This is a genomic window from Halomonas sp. BLK-85 (assembly GCF_044792155.1).
GTDB lineage: Bacteria > Pseudomonadota > Gammaproteobacteria > Pseudomonadales > Halomonadaceae > Vreelandella.
On record NZ_CP087731.1, the window covers coordinates 1,084,050 to 1,101,880 of the forward strand.

General features: G+C 54.3%; 19 protein-coding genes. 11 read left to right on the forward strand and 8 right to left on the reverse strand.

What is annotated here, in order from left to right:
- Both LL947_RS04825 and LL947_RS04830 read left to right on the forward strand, forming a co-directional pair.
- Nucleotides 1-1,197: a PP2C family protein-serine/threonine phosphatase gene (locus LL947_RS04825; RefSeq protein WP_499834107.1), complete on the forward strand. Its 1,197-nt coding sequence runs from the start codon at nucleotides 1-3 to the stop codon at nucleotides 1,195-1,197.
- Nucleotides 1,187-1,696 (forward strand): STAS domain-containing protein, encoded by a 510-nt coding sequence (locus tag LL947_RS04830; RefSeq protein ID WP_499834108.1) that lies wholly within the window; start codon nucleotides 1,187-1,189, stop codon nucleotides 1,694-1,696. Before LL947_RS04825 ends, LL947_RS04830 begins: the two co-directional genes overlap by 11 nt.
- A gap of 65 nt (nucleotides 1,697-1,761) precedes the next feature.
- Here the strand turns inward: LL947_RS04830 and tal are convergent, their stop codons facing one another.
- A complete protein-coding gene (tal, locus tag LL947_RS04835) occupies nucleotides 1,762-2,700 on the reverse strand; it encodes a transaldolase (RefSeq protein ID WP_499834109.1) in 939 nt (312 codons plus the stop codon).
- 125 nt (nucleotides 2,701-2,825) lie between these two features.
- Between tal and LL947_RS04840 the strand changes: the two genes are divergently transcribed.
- From LL947_RS04840 to arsJ, 7 genes are all read left to right on the forward strand, one after another.
- Nucleotides 2,826-4,019 (forward strand): Bcr/CflA family multidrug efflux MFS transporter, encoded by a 1,194-nt coding sequence (locus LL947_RS04840; RefSeq protein WP_499834110.1) that lies wholly within the window; start codon nucleotides 2,826-2,828, stop codon nucleotides 4,017-4,019.
- Nucleotides 4,020-4,140: 121 nt separating this feature from the next.
- Nucleotides 4,141-5,154: a substrate-binding domain-containing protein gene (locus LL947_RS04845; protein WP_499834111.1), complete on the forward strand. Its 1,014-nt coding sequence runs from the start codon at nucleotides 4,141-4,143 to the stop codon at nucleotides 5,152-5,154.
- Nucleotides 5,155-5,292: 138 nt separating this feature from the next.
- Nucleotides 5,293-6,543, forward strand: a complete 1,251-nt coding sequence (pstC, locus tag LL947_RS04850) for a phosphate ABC transporter permease subunit PstC (protein ID WP_290820806.1) — start codon at nucleotides 5,293-5,295, stop codon at nucleotides 6,541-6,543.
- 18 nt (nucleotides 6,544-6,561) lie between these two features.
- Nucleotides 6,562-7,728, forward strand: a complete 1,167-nt coding sequence (pstA, locus tag LL947_RS04855) for a phosphate ABC transporter permease PstA (protein WP_404416947.1) — start codon at nucleotides 6,562-6,564, stop codon at nucleotides 7,726-7,728.
- A 34-nt stretch (nucleotides 7,729-7,762) separates the two neighbouring features.
- A complete protein-coding gene (gene pstB, locus LL947_RS04860; RefSeq protein WP_499834374.1) occupies nucleotides 7,763-8,626 on the forward strand; it encodes a phosphate ABC transporter ATP-binding protein PstB in 864 nt (287 codons plus the stop codon).
- Between the two features lie 94 nt (nucleotides 8,627-8,720).
- On the forward strand, nucleotides 8,721-9,746 hold the full coding sequence (locus tag LL947_RS04865) for an ArsJ-associated glyceraldehyde-3-phosphate dehydrogenase (protein ID WP_499834112.1): 1,026 nt from the start codon (nucleotides 8,721-8,723) through the stop codon (nucleotides 9,744-9,746).
- Between the two features lie 53 nt (nucleotides 9,747-9,799).
- Nucleotides 9,800-10,987, forward strand: coding sequence for an organoarsenical effux MFS transporter ArsJ (arsJ, locus tag LL947_RS04870; protein WP_499834375.1), 1,188 nt, complete (start codon nucleotides 9,800-9,802; stop codon nucleotides 10,985-10,987).
- 2 nt (nucleotides 10,988-10,989) lie between these two features.
- On the opposite strand, the gene LL947_RS04875 is transcribed toward arsJ, so the two are convergent.
- The 6 genes from LL947_RS04875 to arsB form a co-directional block, all read right to left on the reverse strand.
- Nucleotides 10,990-11,295: a CC/Se motif family (seleno)protein gene (locus tag LL947_RS04875; protein WP_499834113.1), complete on the reverse strand. Its 306-nt coding sequence runs from the start codon at nucleotides 11,293-11,295 to the stop codon at nucleotides 10,990-10,992.
- A gap of 16 nt (nucleotides 11,296-11,311) precedes the next feature.
- Nucleotides 11,312-12,040, reverse strand: coding sequence for an arsenical resistance protein ArsH (arsH, locus tag LL947_RS04880; protein WP_499834114.1), 729 nt, complete (start codon nucleotides 12,038-12,040; stop codon nucleotides 11,312-11,314).
- Nucleotides 12,041-12,176: 136 nt separating this feature from the next.
- Nucleotides 12,177-12,413: a thioredoxin family protein gene (locus LL947_RS04885; protein ID WP_290820797.1), complete on the reverse strand. Its 237-nt coding sequence runs from the start codon at nucleotides 12,411-12,413 to the stop codon at nucleotides 12,177-12,179.
- Between the two features lie 26 nt (nucleotides 12,414-12,439).
- The gene (locus tag LL947_RS04890; protein ID WP_499834115.1) at nucleotides 12,440-13,450 is read right to left on the reverse strand and encodes a permease; all 1,011 of its coding nucleotides are present in this window, start codon (nucleotides 13,448-13,450) and stop codon (nucleotides 12,440-12,442) included.
- 85 nt (nucleotides 13,451-13,535) lie between these two features.
- Nucleotides 13,536-14,081 (reverse strand): RNA polymerase sigma factor, encoded by a 546-nt coding sequence (locus tag LL947_RS04895; RefSeq protein WP_499834116.1) that lies wholly within the window; start codon nucleotides 14,079-14,081, stop codon nucleotides 13,536-13,538.
- A gap of 40 nt (nucleotides 14,082-14,121) precedes the next feature.
- Nucleotides 14,122-15,201: an ACR3 family arsenite efflux transporter gene (gene arsB, locus LL947_RS04900; RefSeq protein WP_404416962.1), complete on the reverse strand. Its 1,080-nt coding sequence runs from the start codon at nucleotides 15,199-15,201 to the stop codon at nucleotides 14,122-14,124.
- 141 nt (nucleotides 15,202-15,342) lie between these two features.
- On the opposite strand from arsB, the gene LL947_RS04905 reads away from it, so the two are divergent.
- Nucleotides 15,343-15,753 (forward strand): arsenate reductase ArsC, encoded by a 411-nt coding sequence (locus tag LL947_RS04905; RefSeq protein WP_499834117.1) that lies wholly within the window; start codon nucleotides 15,343-15,345, stop codon nucleotides 15,751-15,753.
- 45 nt (nucleotides 15,754-15,798) lie between these two features.
- On the opposite strand, the gene LL947_RS04910 is transcribed toward LL947_RS04905, so the two are convergent.
- Entirely contained in the window at nucleotides 15,799-16,986 is a 1,188-nt protein-coding gene (locus LL947_RS04910; protein WP_290820790.1) for an acetyl-CoA C-acyltransferase, read from the reverse strand.
- A gap of 121 nt (nucleotides 16,987-17,107) precedes the next feature.
- Here LL947_RS04910 and LL947_RS04915 point away from each other — a divergent pair, with 121 nt between their 5' ends.
- Nucleotides 17,108-17,674 carry a TetR/AcrR family transcriptional regulator gene (locus LL947_RS04915; protein WP_290820788.1) on the forward strand — a complete coding sequence of 189 codons (567 nt, stop codon included), beginning with the start codon at nucleotides 17,108-17,110 and terminating at the stop codon, nucleotides 17,672-17,674.
- Nucleotides 17,675-17,831: the final 157 nt, after the last annotated feature.

Sequence of the window (17,831 nt, forward strand, 5' to 3'; positions counted from 1 at the left end):
ATGCAGCGTTCGAAGCAGTTAATTGCGGTCATTGACGAACCAGGTGAAGAAAGGGACGCTCTGGCAGAGGCGATCACCTGTAACGGCCTGGGCGTATTTGCTGCCGACAGCGTTGAGCATCTGCCTGGGGAAACGGCGCTGATTGTGGCTCATGCTCGGGCCGTGCCGCGCCAGCACTGGTCGGGCCTGTCACATCACCTGCCTACTCTGGTGGTCAGTGAATCCCGTCAGGACGCAGACCTGATAAAGGCAATTGACATTGGCCTGGTGGACTACATTGTCCATCCTCTACGCCATGCCGAACTGCTGCGCAGAATGATTCGCAAGGCCATAGAGCTGCATCAACTGGCCCAGGAGCGTGAGCGTGACCGCCTGCGTCTGGCTGAACTTAATGAAAGCCTGGAAACGCATCTGGCGTTACTGCGTATGGATCAGCAAAGTGGCGGTCATATCCAGCGGCGGTTGCTGCCCGCGCATGCTATCAGTGTCAATAATGTCTACTTCGATTACTGGTTTGCACCTTCGCTGTATCTGTCGGGGGACTTTCTTGACTATCAAGGCTTCGATGAGCGTTTCAGTACCTTCTATTTTGCCGATGTTTCCGGCCATGGCGCCTCTTCAGCATTTGTCACCGTTTTGCTTAAATACCTTTGCAACCGCTGGCTGCATGAGTGGGATGGCCAGGAGCCTGAGAGGTTGCCGGCGGACTGGCTGCTGGCCTTGAACCGTGAGCTGCAAGGCACCGATATTGGCAAACATGCCACTCTTTTTGTGGCAGTTATTGACCATCATGAACACAGGCTTCACTATTCGCTTGGCGCTCAGTTGCCCATGCCGTTCTTGAAGATTAATGGCCAGATAACCCGCCTTGAGGGTGAAGGTATGCCGGTCGGCCTGTTTCCCGATGTGGAATATCCGTCATTCAGCCTGGATTTACCCGAGCACTTTTCGCTTTGGCTATGTTCCGATGGCGTTCTTGAATGTCTTTCCGGCGCATCGCTGGATGAAAGACTGGCTGAACTGGAATGTCTGATCAGCCAAAGCTCTAGCCTGGAACAACTAAGAGATCAGCTGGCGTTTGCCAGCCAGCTGATCAGTGATGATGAAGCATTCGATAGCGATATAATGCCTGATCGTAATGCTCTGCCCGACGATCTGACAATCATGATGGTGAGCGGATTTGGTCATGTTGATTGAAGAAGGCCGTATTAAAGCCGCATTCGAATCCGGCGTATTTGTTCTCAAGTTATGTGGCGATGTGCGCCTGACGCTGTGCGCTACTCTGGATTCGCAAGCGCAGCGCCTGGCCAAAACCCCTGGCCTTGAAGCCGTCATGATTGACCTGCGCGAAGCCACTAACGTGGATTCGACCGCTTTGGGGTTTCTGGCCAAGGTGGCGATTGCGGTCAAGGGGCGATTGGAGCAACCACCCACCATCATTGTAGATAACCCCGACGTACGGAAGATGCTTGATGTCATGGGCTTTTCGCACTTTTTCACCTTGATGAAAATGCCTTTGGAGCAAGCGTTGCCAGAAATCGCTGAAACGGTCACAGAAGTGCCTGCTGATGAGCAGGGGATGAGACAACGTATTCTGGAAGCGCATCGCATTCTGATGCACATGAACGAACACAATCGCGAACAGTTTCAGCCGCTGGTAGAAATGCTTGAAGATCAGGATACCCCCTCCGAATAAGCTGGCAGTGACACTCGGGTTAATCAGGCGCCACAGATGAATGTCGGCGCCTGGGGGTATTTTGCCTAGCGGCGGCTCAGCTCGCCGAGCAGTGTTTCCAGCTGGTATTGATCCGCCATAAACTTGCGGATGCCTTCAGCCAACTTGTCATGTGCCATTTCGTCTTCGTTCATTTCCCAGCGGAAGCGTGCCTCATCAAGCGCGGGTTCAGCGGTGATGCTGTTCAGGCTGGCAGTCAGCTGCTGAGGAAGGTCACCCGCCTGCTGGTCCAGCTCATCAAGCAGCTTGGGTGAAATGGTCAAGCGGTCACAGCCTGCCAGCGCCTGAATTTCCCCTATGTTACGAAAGCTGGCTCCCATTACGATGGTGTTATAACCAGCCGCTTTGTAATAGTCATAGATGCGCTTGACCGATTTTACCCCGGGATCCTTGCTGCCGCTGAAATCAGCGTCCGGCTGGCGTGCCTTATGCCAGTCAAGAATACGCCCGACGAAAGGAGAGATCAGGGTGGCGCCGGCATCGGCACATGCCTGAGCCTGAGCAAAGCCGAACAGCAGGGTCAGGTTGGTACGAATCCCGTTGCGTTCGAGTTCCTGCGCGGCCTGAATGCCTTCCCAGGTGGAGGCAATCTTGATCAGTATACGTTCGGCTTCAACGCCTTCGCGCTGGTAGCGCTCGATCAGCGAGTATGCTCTGCTGATGGTTGCCTGGCGGTCAAAGGACAGTCGGGCACTGACTTCTGTCGACACGTAACCTGGCACCAGTTCGCTGATTTCACGACCGATTTCCACAGCGACACGGTCAACGGCCTCGTTGATATCAGCGCTGTCTCTGGCAATCTGGGCCAGGCGTTCGCGTCGGGCTTCCTGCTGTGAGGCCTGCAGAATCAGCGAGGGATTGGTGGTGGCATCCTGCGGTTGAAAACGGCGAATCGCTTCGAGGTCGCCGGTATCAGCAACCACTGTGGTCATCGTTTTAAGTTGAGAAAGCAAGCTCGTCGCCATGAAACACTCCTGAATTGTTGTCGTGGCTACTTTACCAAGGTGTTGGCGCTTCGAACAGCGACCCACATTGCTGATAAAGGCATTATAATAAGCATGCTAATAAATTTGCTGATAAAAGGAAACTCATGCAACTTAATGCGCGCCGTGTAGCGATCCTCGTTGCGGCCAATACGGCATTGGCGCCTTTTGCTATTGATGCTTACCTGCCGGCCATGTCAGCCCTGGCAGCTGATGTGGGTGCCAGCATTCACCATACCGAGCTTTCAATCAGTGTATTTCTGTTTGGGTTTGCGGTTGGTCAGCTGTGTTTTGGGCCTTTATCTGACCGCCTGGGGCGTAAACCGGTGCTGTTGGGTGGCCTTCTGGCGTTTGCCCTGGCCAGCCTGGTGATTACCCTGGTGGATAGCCTGACATCGCTACTGGTTTGGCGTTTTATCCAAGCGCTGGGTGGCGGGGCCTGTGTGGTCAACTCTGCGGCCATTGTGCGCGACTGCTTTCAGGGCCGCGAAGCTGCCAAGGTGATGTCGACCATGGCAATGATCATGATGCTGGCGCCGCTGGTAGCGCCTGCCGTGGGGAGTGTGCTGTTGTTCGTGGCGGGGTGGTGGTTGATCTTTGTATTTCTGGCCGCATATGCCGCTTTTCTGGCCTGGCTATTAGGTACGCGACTGCCGGAAACCCGCGATATGACTCAGCCGGTGGCCTCACCGCGCCAGGTCATCCGTAACTACGCCAGTGTACTCAAGCATCGTGAAGGTATGGGCTATATCTGTGCGGCCGCGGCATCTTTTGCAGGCCTGTTTGCTTTTGTGACCGCCTCGCCGTTTTTGTACCTGGAACATTTTTCGCTTTCTCCAGCGGTGTACCCCTTTGTGTTCGGGGTAAATGTGGTGGTGATTGCGCTATCCAACCGGGTCAATATCTACCTGCTTAAAAAGCGCACGCCCCAGCAGAACCTGCGGCTTGGCTTAACGGTGCAGTTATTTGCCGCTTCTGCGTTAGTGACTGTCATGCTGCTGAACCTGGCGAGTCTGCCCGTGGTAGTGGTGCTGGTGATGATGTTTACCGGAATGATTGGCCTGATTACGCCCAATGCCATTTCGTCATTGCTGGATCATTTTGGGCATATCAGCGCCACGGCCACGGCGCTACTCGGCGGTATCCAGTTTGGCAGTGGGGCGCTGGCAGGCATGATGGTGGGGCTGTTCGAGGTCGAGCATATCGCGCCCATGGTGCTGACCATGCTGGCCGCCTCGCTGCTGGGTAATATCGGCGTGCGCTTGCTTACGCCACCGGCCGTGGTCGAAGGTGCCAGCTAAAGGAAAGTTCATTACACAAATTAACAAAAACGTTTTGGCGGTTGTCATGAAGCTGTCATGGAAGATGGGCAATGTATGCCTTGCGAAGGTAAGATCCCCGACACGAACAGGAGTATTTCGCATGAACCGTATTCTCAAGACAACCGTTATCGCCGCAGCCGTCATGAGCGTTGCCGGTGTTGCTCAAGCCCGCGACCAGATCAACATCGTGGGTTCAAGCACGGTTTATCCTTTTGCCAGTTTTGTGACTGAAGAATTTGGCGCCACTACCAACTACCCGACACCGGTGATTGAATCCACCGGTTCAGGCGGCGGTCTGCGTCTTTTCTGTAACGGTGTTGGCGATGACACACCGGACATCACTAACGCTTCTCGTCGTATGAAGGTGTCTGAATTCGAGCGCTGTGAAGAGAATGGCGTGACTGATATTACTGAAGCCAAGATTGGTTCCGACGGTATAGTTATTGGTCAGTCAACTGAAAACGACGAAGCTGACTTTACCCTTGAACAGCTTTTCATGGCGGTTGCTGCCCAGGTACCGGTTGACGGTGAGCTGGTTGACAATCCCTATACTAACTGGAGCGAAATCGATTCCTCCTTGCCGGATCGTGAAATTTCCATCTACGGCCCGCCCTCCACGTCAGGTACCCGTGACGCTTTCGAAGAGCTGGTCATGGAAACAGTTTCTGAAGAAATGGACGTTTACGGCGGTGAAGGCTACATGACCGTTCGTGATGACGGCCCATACATTGATGCCGGTGAGAACGACAACCTGATTGTCCAGCGTCTTTCTGAAGACACAGAAGCCTTCGGTATCTTTGGTTATTCCTTCCTGGTTGAGAATACAGACACTATTCAAGGCGCCAGCATTGGCGGTGTAGAGCCTGAAGCTGAAGCCATCAGCTCGGGTGATTACCCGGTTGCCCGTTCACTGTGGTTCTACGTCAAGAACCAGCACGCTGATGCTGTACCGCCCATGTATGAATATGTTGATATGTTCATGGAAGAGCAGATGATCAGCGATTCTGGTTACCTGGCGGATGTTGGTTTGATTCCATTGCCGGAAGCTGAGCGTGCTGAGTGGCGTGAAAGCGTTGCTAACCGCACTGCGATGACGGTTGACGTCCTGAAGTAAGCTAAAAAGCCAAGTAAGTTAAGAGCCGGCAACCTGGGTTGCCGGCTTTTGTTTTAATGGGAGACTGTCATTTAAGTGTCATGTTTATGCCTTACTATCATCCAAAATGGCTTCGATGGTTAACCTGAGATATCAATGATGCAGACCAACCAGCTACTCTTAATATTTTGTAGTGTCCTCTTAATTCTGGGCCTGATTGCTTTCTTCGTCGGCCGTTCAAAAGCCGCCAACCTTCGTGCTTCCGGCACCTCCATGTATGCTCAGCCAGATCAATATGCCTGGTTTGCGGTGCTTTCGACCGCGGGTCCTGCAGTTTTGGTAGGTGTGTTAGGGGCCTTTGTTTTACTGCTTTTGGGTGCTGAAATCCATCCGCTTTATCTCTTGTCAGCAAGTCTGGTGGTGGCAGCGGCGGGTTTGGCTGTTGGTGTCGTGCAAGTCAGGGCCAACTTTCATGCGCGCAAGGCCATCGAGCGTGTCATTCGCTGGGTGCTTGCAGGCGCAGCATTAATTTCGATTTTCACTACTTTTGGTATTTTATTTTCAATTATTGCCGAGGCATTGCGTTTCTTCCAGATGCATAGCTTTTGGGAATTCATAACTGGCACGACCTGGAATCCAGGCGCCAGCTTCCTCGCGGCTGCCGGTCGTGGTGATGGCAGCGGTGCACAGTTTGGCTCTGTGCCGCTGTTTGCCGGTACTTTCATGATCACCTTGATTGCCATGCTGGTGGCTGTTCCGATTGGTTTAGCCTCAGCCATCTACATGTCGGAATATGCACCCACTCGAGTGCGTACCATTGCCAAGCCTTTACTCGAAATTTTGGCTGGCATTCCCACTGTGGTCTATGGCTTCTTTGCCGCGATAACCGTGGCACCTATCATCGTTAATATCGCGGGTTTTTTTGGTCTGGATGCGTCCTACAACAACGCTGTGGCGCCAGGGGTAGTGATGGGAATCATGATAATCCCATTTATTTCTTCGCTTTCTGATGACGTTATTAACGCGGTGCCGGACAGTATGCGACAGGGCTCGCTGGCATTAGGCATGACCAAAGGCGAGACGATACGCGATGTGGTGGTGCCGGCAGCACTGCCCGGGGTTATTTCTGCATCTCTGCTGGGTATGTCTCGGGCTTTGGGCGAAACCATGATAGTGGTGATGGCGGCGGGTATGCGCCCCAACCTGACCGCCAACCCCCTCGAAGATATGACCACAGTGACAGTGAGAATTGTAGCGGCACTGACCGGCGACCAGGAATTTGAAAGTGCCGAAACGCTCTCTGCATTTGCCCTTGGGCTTGTGTTGTTTGCAGTGACCCTGTCGCTGAACCTGGTATCAGTGATCATGATCCGTCGCTTCCGTGAAAAATACCGTGTTAATAACCTGTAACGCTCGGGATATACATCAATGAGTGATTCATTCGACCAAATCAGTCAGCAACTCAAGCGTCGTCACCGCAAATCAGCACGTTTGAAGTGGTTATCCATGGGAGCACTTGGGCTAGCCGGGTTGTTCTTGCTGTGGTTCTTTACCGATATGTTAATAAAAGGACTGCCTGCGTTTCAGCAAGCCTACGTTGAAACCGAAATAAGCTATTCCGAAGAGGCTTCCACGGATGCTCGACAGGCTCTTGATTCCGATCTGATCCCCATTGTGAGCCGTACCGAGATTCGCAGCATTCCGCGCTTGCTACGTAATGAGCCGGACTTGATTGGCAGCAGTGAAACCCTCTGGTTATTGGCCAATAGCCAGGTCGATCAGTATCTGAAAGGTCAACGTAATAAGCTCAGTGATGAGGAAATTGCCACCGTAGATCGGCTGGTCGAATCAGGTCAGGTTACCCAGAAATTCAACTCGACTTTCTTTACCCAGGGCGATTCAAAAACGGCCGAAAGCGCAGGTATCCTTTCGGCGGTTGTCGGCACCATCATGACCATGATCGTGACCTTGGCGATTGCCTTTCCGATTGGCGTGATGACGGCTATATATCTGGAAGAATTCGCACCGGATAACCGTTTTACCCAGCTGATTGAAATCAATATCAACAACCTGGCGGCGATACCTTCGATTCTATTTGGTCTCTTGGGGTTGGCAATATTCATCAACTTCTTCGGGGTGCCTCGCTCCTCGCCACTGGTGGGCGGTATGACGCTGGCCTTGATGACCTTGCCTGTGATTATTATTTCGACCCGTACGGCCCTGCGTAGCGTGCCAGAGTCGATTCGACACGCAGCCTTTGGATTGGGCTGTTCGCGTTGGCAGGTGGTTAAGGATCACGTCTTGCCATTGGCCATGCCGGGCATCATGACCGGCTCCATTATTGGTTTGGCACAAGCCATGGGGGAAACCGCCCCTCTGATTATTGTCGGTATGGTGGCGTTTATTCCGGATGTAGGAGCTTCTTTTACAGAGGCGGCAACTGTGATGCCTGCTCAGGTGTTTACCTGGGCCAGTGAACCTGAAAAAGCCTTTGTTGAAAAAACGGCTGGAGGAATTCTTCTCCTGCTTACTATTCTGATTTCACTCAATGCCTCTGCGGTTATATTACGCAAGAAATTTGAACGTCGCTGGTAAGCCGGCCGTTATCAAGGAACTCACTATGAACAGCATGAACAGTAAGGCAACTGTACAAACACCCGGGCAATCAGCTGAAAGGGTTGAGCAGCAGACGCCAGCGGTTGGGCAACCTTATACCCGCAACAGCGAGGCCAGCCATGAGCTAAGCATCCGTGTGCGTGATTTGAATCTCTGGTACGGCAAATCACAGGCGCTGAGCAACATCAGCATCGACCTTTTTCAGAAAAACGTGACCGCTCTGATTGGCCCGTCAGGCTGTGGCAAATCAACGTTCCTGCGTTGCCTTAATCGCATGAATGACCTGATCCCCAGCGTTAATATCTCTGGGCTGGTAGAAATGGACGGCCGTGATGTTAACGCCGCCAAAATGGATGAAGTAGCCCTGCGTCGCCGTGTTGGCATGGTGTTTCAGAAACCTAATCCGTTTCCCAAGTCGATCTATGAAAACATCGCCTACGCACCGCGCATGCATGACATGGTCAGCCGCAAGGCTGATCAGGATGAGCTGGTTGAAAAGGCGTTGCGTGATTCCGGTTTATGGAATGAGGTAAAAGACAAACTGCACGAGCCCGGTACTTCATTGTCAGGAGGACAGCAACAACGTCTGTGTATTGCCCGGGCCATTGCAGTTCAGCCAGATGTGATCCTGATGGACGAGCCGACCTCGGCGCTTGACCCTATCTCGACGGCAACCATCGAAGATCTGATGGACAAGCTTAAAGAGCAGTTCACGATTGTGACGGTGACACACAATATGCAGCAGGCGGCCCGAGTGGCAGATTACACCGCCTTCTTCCATCTGGGTGAGATTATCGAGTACAACGACACTAAGGTGATGTTTTCGACCCCGGCCCAGAAAAAGACCGAAGACTATATTTCCGGTCGCTACGGTTAACCGTTCCAAGCCCGTGAGCATCACGGGCCTTTTTTGATCGTTATATATATGGAAAATTGTATATTCAAGGCATTCTGATCAGGAGGGTAACAGCATGGCAATCAAAATCGGTATCAACGGCCTGGGGCGGATCGGACGTTTGACCCTGCGTTGCCTGTGGGCGGCGGTCACACAAGGGCGCGTTGAGCTGGTGCGGGTGAATGACCCCGGCGGCGATGCGGCCACTTTTGCCCATCTGCTGGAATTCGATTCCGTACACGGTCATTGGTCGCCAGGGCAGGGGCTTGAACCCATGTCAGAACAGATCCGCATAGACGGGCATGCCATTGCGTTCAGCGCGAACCGTCCACTTGAGGCGTGCGACTGGTCAGGCTGTGATGTGGTTATAGAGTGTTCCGGTAAGCATAAAACGGCGGCGGTGCTGCAGGGCTATCTGGATCAGGGCGTCAAGCGCGTCGTGGTCAGCGCACCGGTCAAGGAAGAGGGCGTGCTGAATCTGGTGATGGGGGTTAATGATCACCTCTACGATCCTGCTCAACACGCGATTGTGACGGCCGCCAGCTGTACCACCAACTGTCTGGCGCCTATCGTCAAGGTGATTCAGGAAACCTTTGGCATTCGCCATGGCTCGATGACTACGGTTCACGATATCACCAATACCCAGACCATTCTGGATGCGCCGCATAAAGACTTGCGCCGCGCCCGTGCCTGCGGTATGAGCCTGATCCCGACCACGACCGGTTCAGCCAAGGCGATTACTGCCATCTTCCCGGAGCTGGAGGGCAAGATCAACGGCCACGCCGTGCGGGTGCCGCTGGCTAATGCGTCCTTGACCGATATGGTGTTTGAGCTGGAACGCAGCGTGACGGTGAAAGAGGTCAATGCGGCATTGAAAGCGGCGGCGGAAGGAGAACTGGCGGGAATTCTGGGCTACGAAGAGCGCGCGCTGGTATCGATTGATTACCGCACCGACCCACGCAGTACCATCGTCGATGCGCCCTCTACCATGGTGATTAACGGTACCCAGCTCAAGCTTTACGCCTGGTATGACAACGAGTGGGGCTATGCCAACCGTACCGCTGAACTCGCGCTGAAAGTGGGTGGAGCAGATGGGCTGTGAGTGATTCCGTACTGAGCCGTATTCGGGCGCTGCCTTTCGAGGTGCGCCAGTATATGCTGATTACCGGCAACTATTGGGCGTTCACCATCACCGATGGCGCCCTGCGCATGCTGGTCGTGCTGCACTTTCATCAGCTGGGCTATTCACCGTTTGAAATTGCTATGCTGTTTCTGTTCTATGAGGCTTTTGGCGTGGTGACCAATCTGGTCGGCGGCTGGCTGGGCGCACGGCTGGGGCTGAATCGCACCATGAATATGGGGCTTGCTATTCAGATTGTGGCTCTGAGTATGCTGCTGGTGCCAGCCGGCATGCTGAGCGTGGTGTGGGTGATGATCGCCCAGGCGCTGTCGGGGATTGCCAAGGATCTGAACAAGATGAGCGCCAAAAGTGCCGTCAAGGTACTGGTGCCCAGCGATAGCGCCAATGCCAATAGCGCGCTTTACCGTTGGGTGGCGATGCTCACCGGTTCCAAGAATGCCTTGAAGGGGCTGGGCTTTTTCGTGGGGGGTGTCCTGTTGACGCTGGTGGGTTTTCGTGGGGCGGTATTGGTAATGGCGCTGATGCTGTGCGTGGTTCTGATGCTCTCATTATGGCGTCTGAAAGCCGATCTGGGGCGTCAGAAACGCAAGCCTAAATTCTCCGAGATATTTTCCAAATCCCGCGCTATTAATGTGCTTTCTGCCGCGCGCCTGTGCCTGTTTGCTTCTCGGGATGTGTGGTTTGTCGTGGCCCTGCCGGTATTTCTGTATGACCAGCATGGCTGGACCCACTGGACGGTGGGCGGCCTGTTGGCCATATGGATTATTGGCTATGGCGGCGTGCAGACACAGGCGCCCAGGTTGACCCGGCTGATCAAGGGTGACGCTCGCGTGCTGACCGCCAGCTGGGCGGCAGCGCTTGCCGTGCTGGCGATTGCTCTGGCGCTATTGCCGCTGGCGCAGGTAGGCTGGCTGGTGGTGGGGCTTTTGGCATTTGGCGTGCTGTTTGCCATCAATTCCAGCTGGCATAGCTACCTGATCGTGCATTATGCCCGGGCGGATGGGGTTTCCATGGATGTCGGATTTTATTATATGGCCAACGCCATGGGTCGCCTGATCGGCACCTTGCTGTCCGGCTGGTTGTATATGGCCTTTGGCTTGAGCGCCTGCCTGTGGTTTGCAGCGGCTCTGGTGGCGGCGAGTGCCATCATGGCGCTGGCATTGCCTGCAGATGATAGTAGCGCTGGCGCATCCCTGGCCTGAGCCTAGCGCTGGCGCGGCGTTTGTACTGCCGCGCCATCTACGTAAAGGTGGCGCAGTTTCCACCAGCCCTCGCAATTGATGCATAGGCCTTCCCCTATTAGTTCATGGGGCATGTAAAGCCGGATATCGCCAAGGTCAAAGCTGGCATAGTCTGCAGGCACGTCGGGTGCACGGGGTTCAGCAATCGCCAGGCTGGCGACGCCACCACAGCAACCATGGCGCGGTGCCAGCCGGACAGTGACGACGCCGCCGTTATCCTTGATATGCGCGTCGGCAGCCGATGTTATCTCTATGGGGTTTTCGGACATGATCAGTGTCTCCTGCCTAAATAGAACGCTGATTGACCCTGGTCGACAGTTCATCGGCACTTTCCTTGCGCTCCGAGTAGCGATCCGTCAGCCAGTCTGCTTTATCCCGGGTAAGATAAGTGAACTTAACCAGCTCCTCCATCACATCCACGATCCGGTCGTAGTACGCCGAGGGCTTCATACGGCCGTTGTCGTCAAATTCCATGAATGCCTTGGGTACCGAGGACTGGTTAGGGATCGTCAGCATGCGCATCCAGCGGCCCAGAACGCGCAGCTGGTTGACCGTGTTGAACGACTGGGAACCGCCATTCACCTGCATGACGGCCAGCGTTTTACCCTGAGTCGGGCGCACGGCACCCAGTGATAAAGGTATCCAGTCAATCTGGGTTTTCATGATGCCGGTCATGGCGCCATGGCGTTCAGGCGAGCACCACACCATGCCTTCTGCCCATTCAGCCAGGTCACGTAGCTCGGTTACTTTGGGATGCGATGTTTCTTCTGCATCCGCCAGGGGTAGCCCGCGCGGATTGAAAATACGCGTTTCAGCGCCCATTGCCTGCAACAGGCGTGCGGCCTCTTCCACGGCGAGCCGACTAAAGGAACGTTCACGCAGTGAGCCGTAAAGTAGCAGGAGTCGTGGAGGATGAGCAGCATCAGTCAAGGAATGCAGCGCCTCGGCAGTGGGTGGGTTGAAAAGAGCCTGATCAATATTGGGCAGATCATCAAGGGAAGAAGGGGTAACCATACTGAGCGCTATCCTCGGCTAGAATATCCATGGGAAATTATATCTGCATCATGTGGGTCACAGAACAACTGACAACAACAACCCCCCTAGCGGTCACTTGTTAACAGTCAGTGGGCAAGGGGCGCTGGTTAGGGCTTCAACCTTGCAGCATGCTCTCAATCTTGTGACGATCCGGCACGCTGCCGCTGTGGGCGAGTTTGCCGTCGATGGCGACTGCTGGCGTTGACATGACCTGATAACCCATGATGGCCGCAGGATCGGTCACTTTTGCCACGTCAGCTTCGACGCCAAGCTCTTGCGCGATGGCCTCAATCTGTTCGGCAGTGGTAGTGCATTTTTTGCAGCCTGTGCCTAAAACTTCGATCTTTTTCATCTTGATTCTCCTTGCGTGGATTTTGTTTAGAACCTGCCGCTGAAAAGCCAGGGGGTCAGCAGGTTGATCACCCAGCCAACGACCATGAAGTTGGCCAACAGGATGACAAAAATGATGGCGAGTAAGCGCCACTGCATGACTTGCTTGAGCATGATGAATTCCGGGAAACTGGCGGCGACCGTGCTCATGCAGAAAGCCAGGGTAGTGCCGACAGGGAGTCCTTTCATAATCAGGCTTTCCATGATGGGGATAACGCCAGTGGCATTGGAGTATAGCGGCAGGCCAGCCAGCACCGCCGCTGGCACATTCCACCACTGGCCGCTGCCAAGGTTGTCGGCAAACCAGCCGTCAGGCACAAAACCATGCAGTGCAGCGCCCAGGCCGACACCAATAATTACCCACTTCCAGATGCGTCCGACGATTTCCTTGAGTTCATCGCGAGCAAATTCATGGCGGTTTCTGAAGGTTAGCCGGGGCTGTTCCGGCAATGGCTGTTCGTCGGTGGGGGTTTCTGCCGCCTGCTGGTAGGCCTTGGCAGCGAAATCTTTTAGCCAGCGTTCGCCGCGCACAGCATCCAGCAGCATACCGCCGCCAATGCCCACTGCCATGCCGATGGCGATATACACCAGAGTGAACTCCCAGCCCAGCAGGCTCCACAGCATAATCACCGCGACTTCATTAATGATCGGCGAGGTGAACAGAAAGGCCATGGTAATACCCAGCGGGATGCCTGCGCTGGTAAAACCCAGAAACAATGGAATGCTGGAACAGGAGCAAAACGGTGTGATAGCGCCGAAGCCTGCTCCAAAACCATAGCCCGCCAGGCGGTTTTTCTGCTGGATGTAATGCCGCACACGCTCAAGATTCAGGGAGGCGCGGATCAGCGCAATGATGTAGATCATCAACACGAGAAGGGCAAAAATCTTGGTGGTGTCCTCGACGAAAAAATGCACCGATGTTCCCAACTTGCTGTTGGGGTCGAAACCGCCAAGATCGTAGACCAGCCAGTTGGCGAACCAGGTAAATACGTCCAGCATGGTAGTCAACCTCGTTGAGTGTCTATAGAAGAATGTCTATAGAGAAGACGCACCAGACAGGAAAAGGATACTTCTGCAAGGCTCATCAATTCTCATGCAGGGCACGATGGCAGCAGATACGCCCGTTGGCATCAAAGGTGATCTGGCACTGCTGGATCAAGCGCTCACGGAGGCGCTGGCGGGCACGCCGCAGGCGCGCCTTGGTGGCGGCTAACGTCAGGCCATGGCGACGGGCATAATCGGCCTGCTTTATGCCGTTAAGGTCACATTCGCTCAGAATGTGGGCATCGTCGGCCTCACAGTGGGGCAAGGCTTTGGCAATACAGGCCGCGAGGCTATCTACCGGCATGCCGGCGGCGGGTTCGTCGGCAATGTCAATATCATCAACATCGACCCAGGGTTTGCGGCGACGCTGTTCATCAATCCATTGACGTTTAGCGACGGTATAAAGCCAGGCTCTTGGCGTTGCCAGTTCACAAAACTCGGTTTTATGGGTGAGCGCTTGCATATAGACACGCTGGAGCAGCTCGTCGGCGGCATCCTTGTCACCGCAGTGTTTGACCAGAAAACGGTAGAGTTCCTGATGATGCGACTGCCATGCGGCTTCAATGCAGGAAGCTTTTTTGTGCATGTTAAGGTGGCCTCCGTCAGCGTGGCTCAAGGTGAGGAGATTATCCTTTCGCAGGTGCCGGAAAATGCTGGCGTGTCTTATTGGCAATCCGCACCAGCGCGAGCATCAGCGGGACTTCTACCAATACGCCGACCACGGTGGCCAGCGCCGCACCGGATTGAAGGCCAAACAGGGCAATGGCTGCCGCAACGGCCAGTTCGAAAAAGTTGCTGGCCCCAATCATGGCACCGGGTGCCGCGATGTTATGCGGCACCTGCCAGGCCTTGGCCCAGCCGTAAGCGATAAAGAAGATCAGGAAGGTTTGCAGAATCAGCGGGATGGCAATCAAGACAATATGCAGCGGGTTATTGAGGATCACTTCACCCTGAAAAGCAAACAGTAGTACCAGAGTAATAATCAGAGCGGCGGGCGTAATGGGCCCAACGCGTTTCATAAAGACGTTGTCGTACCATTCGCTGCCGTGTTTCTTGATCAGCGACTGGCGAGTGATATAGCCCGCTGTCAGCGGTATGACGATATACAAAAGCACCGAAAGGGCAACGGTGTTCCAGGGTACCTGAATATTCGAAATGCCCAGCAGAAAGACCACAATTGGCGCAAAGGCAAACAGCATGATGAGGTCATTCAGGGAGACCTGAACCAGAGTATAGGCCGCATCGCCGCGGGTCAGGTAACTCCACACAAAAACCATGGCCGTGCAGGGCGCAGCGCCTAATAAAATGGCACCGGCCAGGTACTGATTAGCCAGTTCAGGGGCAATAAAGGGGCTGAACACCACGGTGAAAAAGAACCAGGCAATGGCGAACATGCTGAAAGGCTTGATCAGCCAGTTCACGGTGGTGGTGATAATCAGCCCCTTGGGCTGGCGCCGAACGCCGAGGATGGCAGTGAAATCTATTTGCGCCATCATGGGGAAGATCATCGCCCAGATCAGTATCGCCACTGGAATGGATACCTGCGCATACTCAAAGCGCGACAGGGTTTCTGGCACAACAGGTGCCCATTGCCCCAGGGCAATGCCGGCGATAATCGCCAAGGCGACCCAGAGGGATAAAAAGCGTTCGAAGAGCCCCATGCCAGAAGACGTGCTGGGGGCGCTATTGTCTTTATCAGTGGTCATGACATTCCCTCGGTTTTGAGCAAAGTGCTAATCATCAGTACTATCATATACGTTATTGCGTATGTTTTTAATGATTGCCACAGAAATGTCATTTTGCCGGTGTAGCGTTAGCAATACATCAATCTGAAGAGTGTTACCGCTATGCCTAAAAGTCGCGTTCTGTTTTTGTGCAACGCTAACTCCGCTCGTTCCTTGATGGGTGAGGTGCTTCTGCGCTCCATGGCGGGTGATCGATTTGAGGCATTCAGTGCGGGTTCCGAGCCGGATCAGCCGCATGCCTTTACGCTGGAAGCGCTTGAAAAGCAGGGCTTGCCGGTGAATCATCTAAAGAGTAAGTCACTGGATCTGTTTGAAGGGGAACACTTTGATTGCGTGATTGTGCTTTGCGATAAAGCACGCCAGGCATGTCGTGAATTTGAAGGGAGAACAGATGAAATTCTGCACTGGGATATCCGCGACCCACGGTTGATCGGTAAGCCTGATGCCTATGAACAGGCGCTGTTGGAAATTCGTCGCCGTTTGCAGCTGTGGATTCCGCTGCACTCAAAATAAGTGTTTTACGCGCCTTGCTCTGATAAGGAGCAAGGCGCTAGGCCTCTAATCGATCAGCTCGATGGCAACCGCTGTGGCTTCGCCGCCGCCAATGCACAGGCTGGCAATGCCGCGTTTGCCCCCCTGGGTACGCAAGGCATGCATCAGGGTAACGATGATCCGCGAGCCGGTAGAGCCAATCGGATGGCCCTGGGCGCAAGCACCGCCATAAACGTTCACTTTCTCATGGGGCAGGCCCAGGTCATCCATCGCCATCAGGGTAACGACTGAAAAGGCTTCATTGATTTCAAACAGATCTACATCGTCAACCGTCCATTCGAGCTTGGCCATCAGCTTTTCAATGGCGCCGACCGGGGCAATGGTGAACTCACTGGGATGGCGCGAATTGGTGCTGTGCCCCAGCATGCGTGCGAGCGGTTGCAGGCCTCTCTGATCTGCCAGGCTCTGGCGCGTCATGATCAGCGCGGAAGCACCGTCCGAGATAGAGCTTGAGTTAGCGGCGGTCAGGGTGCCATCTTTGGCAAATGCCGGGCGCAATTCACGGATCTTGTCCAGCTTGGCCTGAAACGGCTGTTCATCGTGGGAAACCACGCTTTCGCCTTTGCGGCTTTTGACCGTGACAGGGGCCATTTCCGCGTCCAGATGGCCAGCATTGGTAGCCTCCATGGCGCGTTTAAGAGAGGCGATAGCAAAGTCATCCAGGCGCTCGCGAGTGTAACCGCGCTGAGTGGCAACTTCCTGAGCAAAAATACCCATCAGCTTGCCGGTTTCGGCATCTTCCAACCCATCCAGGAACATATGGTCCTTGAGTTCACCGTGGCCCAGACGATAACCGGCACGCGCCTTGGTCATCAGGTGGGGAGCGTTAGACATGGACTCCATGCCGCCCGCCAGAACAAAATCGCCGCTGCCGGCCTTGATAATATCGTGAGCCAGCATGGCCGCTTTCATACCTGAGCCGCACAGCTTGTTGATGGTGGTGGCACCGTTGGTGTCTGGAATGCCCGCCTGCCGCATGGCTTGCCGAGCCGGGCCTTGTTTGACGCCAGCGGGGAGTACGCAGCCCATGATGCCTTCATTGATATCGATGCCCTGAATGCCCGCACGCTCAACGGCAGCGCTGATGGCCACTGCCGCCAGCTCGGGAGCCTTCATGCTGGAAAGGCTGCCCATCATCCCGCCCATTGGCGTGCGTGTGGCGGAAAGAAATACAATATCGTCGCGTTGGCTCATAGGTTTCTCCTGCAATGCAGTGGCTGGTCATGATTGTTCTCATGAGTCGTTGACCCTGGGGCAGTGCTATGGTTTTCTTGACAGTAACCAAGCAAGCGCTAGTGTAAACACTATGAATGTAATGAATGCATCGCCCCGTCGCAAGGAGTTAACTCGCCTGGCTGCCCAGTTGTTCGTCCAGGAAGGCTTTGATCGCACAACGGTGCGTATGCTGGCCCAGGAAATGGGCATCAAGTCGGGAAGCCTCTTTCACCATTTCAAGGATAAACAGGAAATTCTGGCGGCGGTGATCGAAGAAGGAACGCAAAATGCTTTGGCAATCGCCAAGCGTGCTCTGGACGAAAGCCCGCCTTCTCCTGAGGCGCGCCTGCGGGCGATGGCCAGAGCGCATCTGGAAACACTGTTCACCGATCGCAACGCCCACGTGGTGGCATTGTTCGAATGGCGACGTCTGGATGATTCTGCCAAGGCGCACCTGAGCCATTTACGAGATGCCTATGAGGCCCTTTGGGTGCAGGTGATTGAAGAATCGCTGGCGGCCGGGCTGATCCATGGTGACCGCTTTCTGATTACACGATTTATACTGGGCGCTCTTAACTGGACAGTGCGCTGGTACGACCCTGCGGGCCCACGAACACCAGATGATTTAGCTGAAGAGCTGATTGCCATGATCATGCCAGCCCGTTAACTCCACCCACATTTTGACTATTGTCTAGTGATTCCCTCTTTGTGAAAGCTTGCGCTTCGCGCTTATTCCTTTTAGCTTGTGAGTTAGTTTCCGTTAACGTAAACGGATAATTCAGGTTGTTCTACGCTCACCATCATAATCACAACAGAAGAGAGCC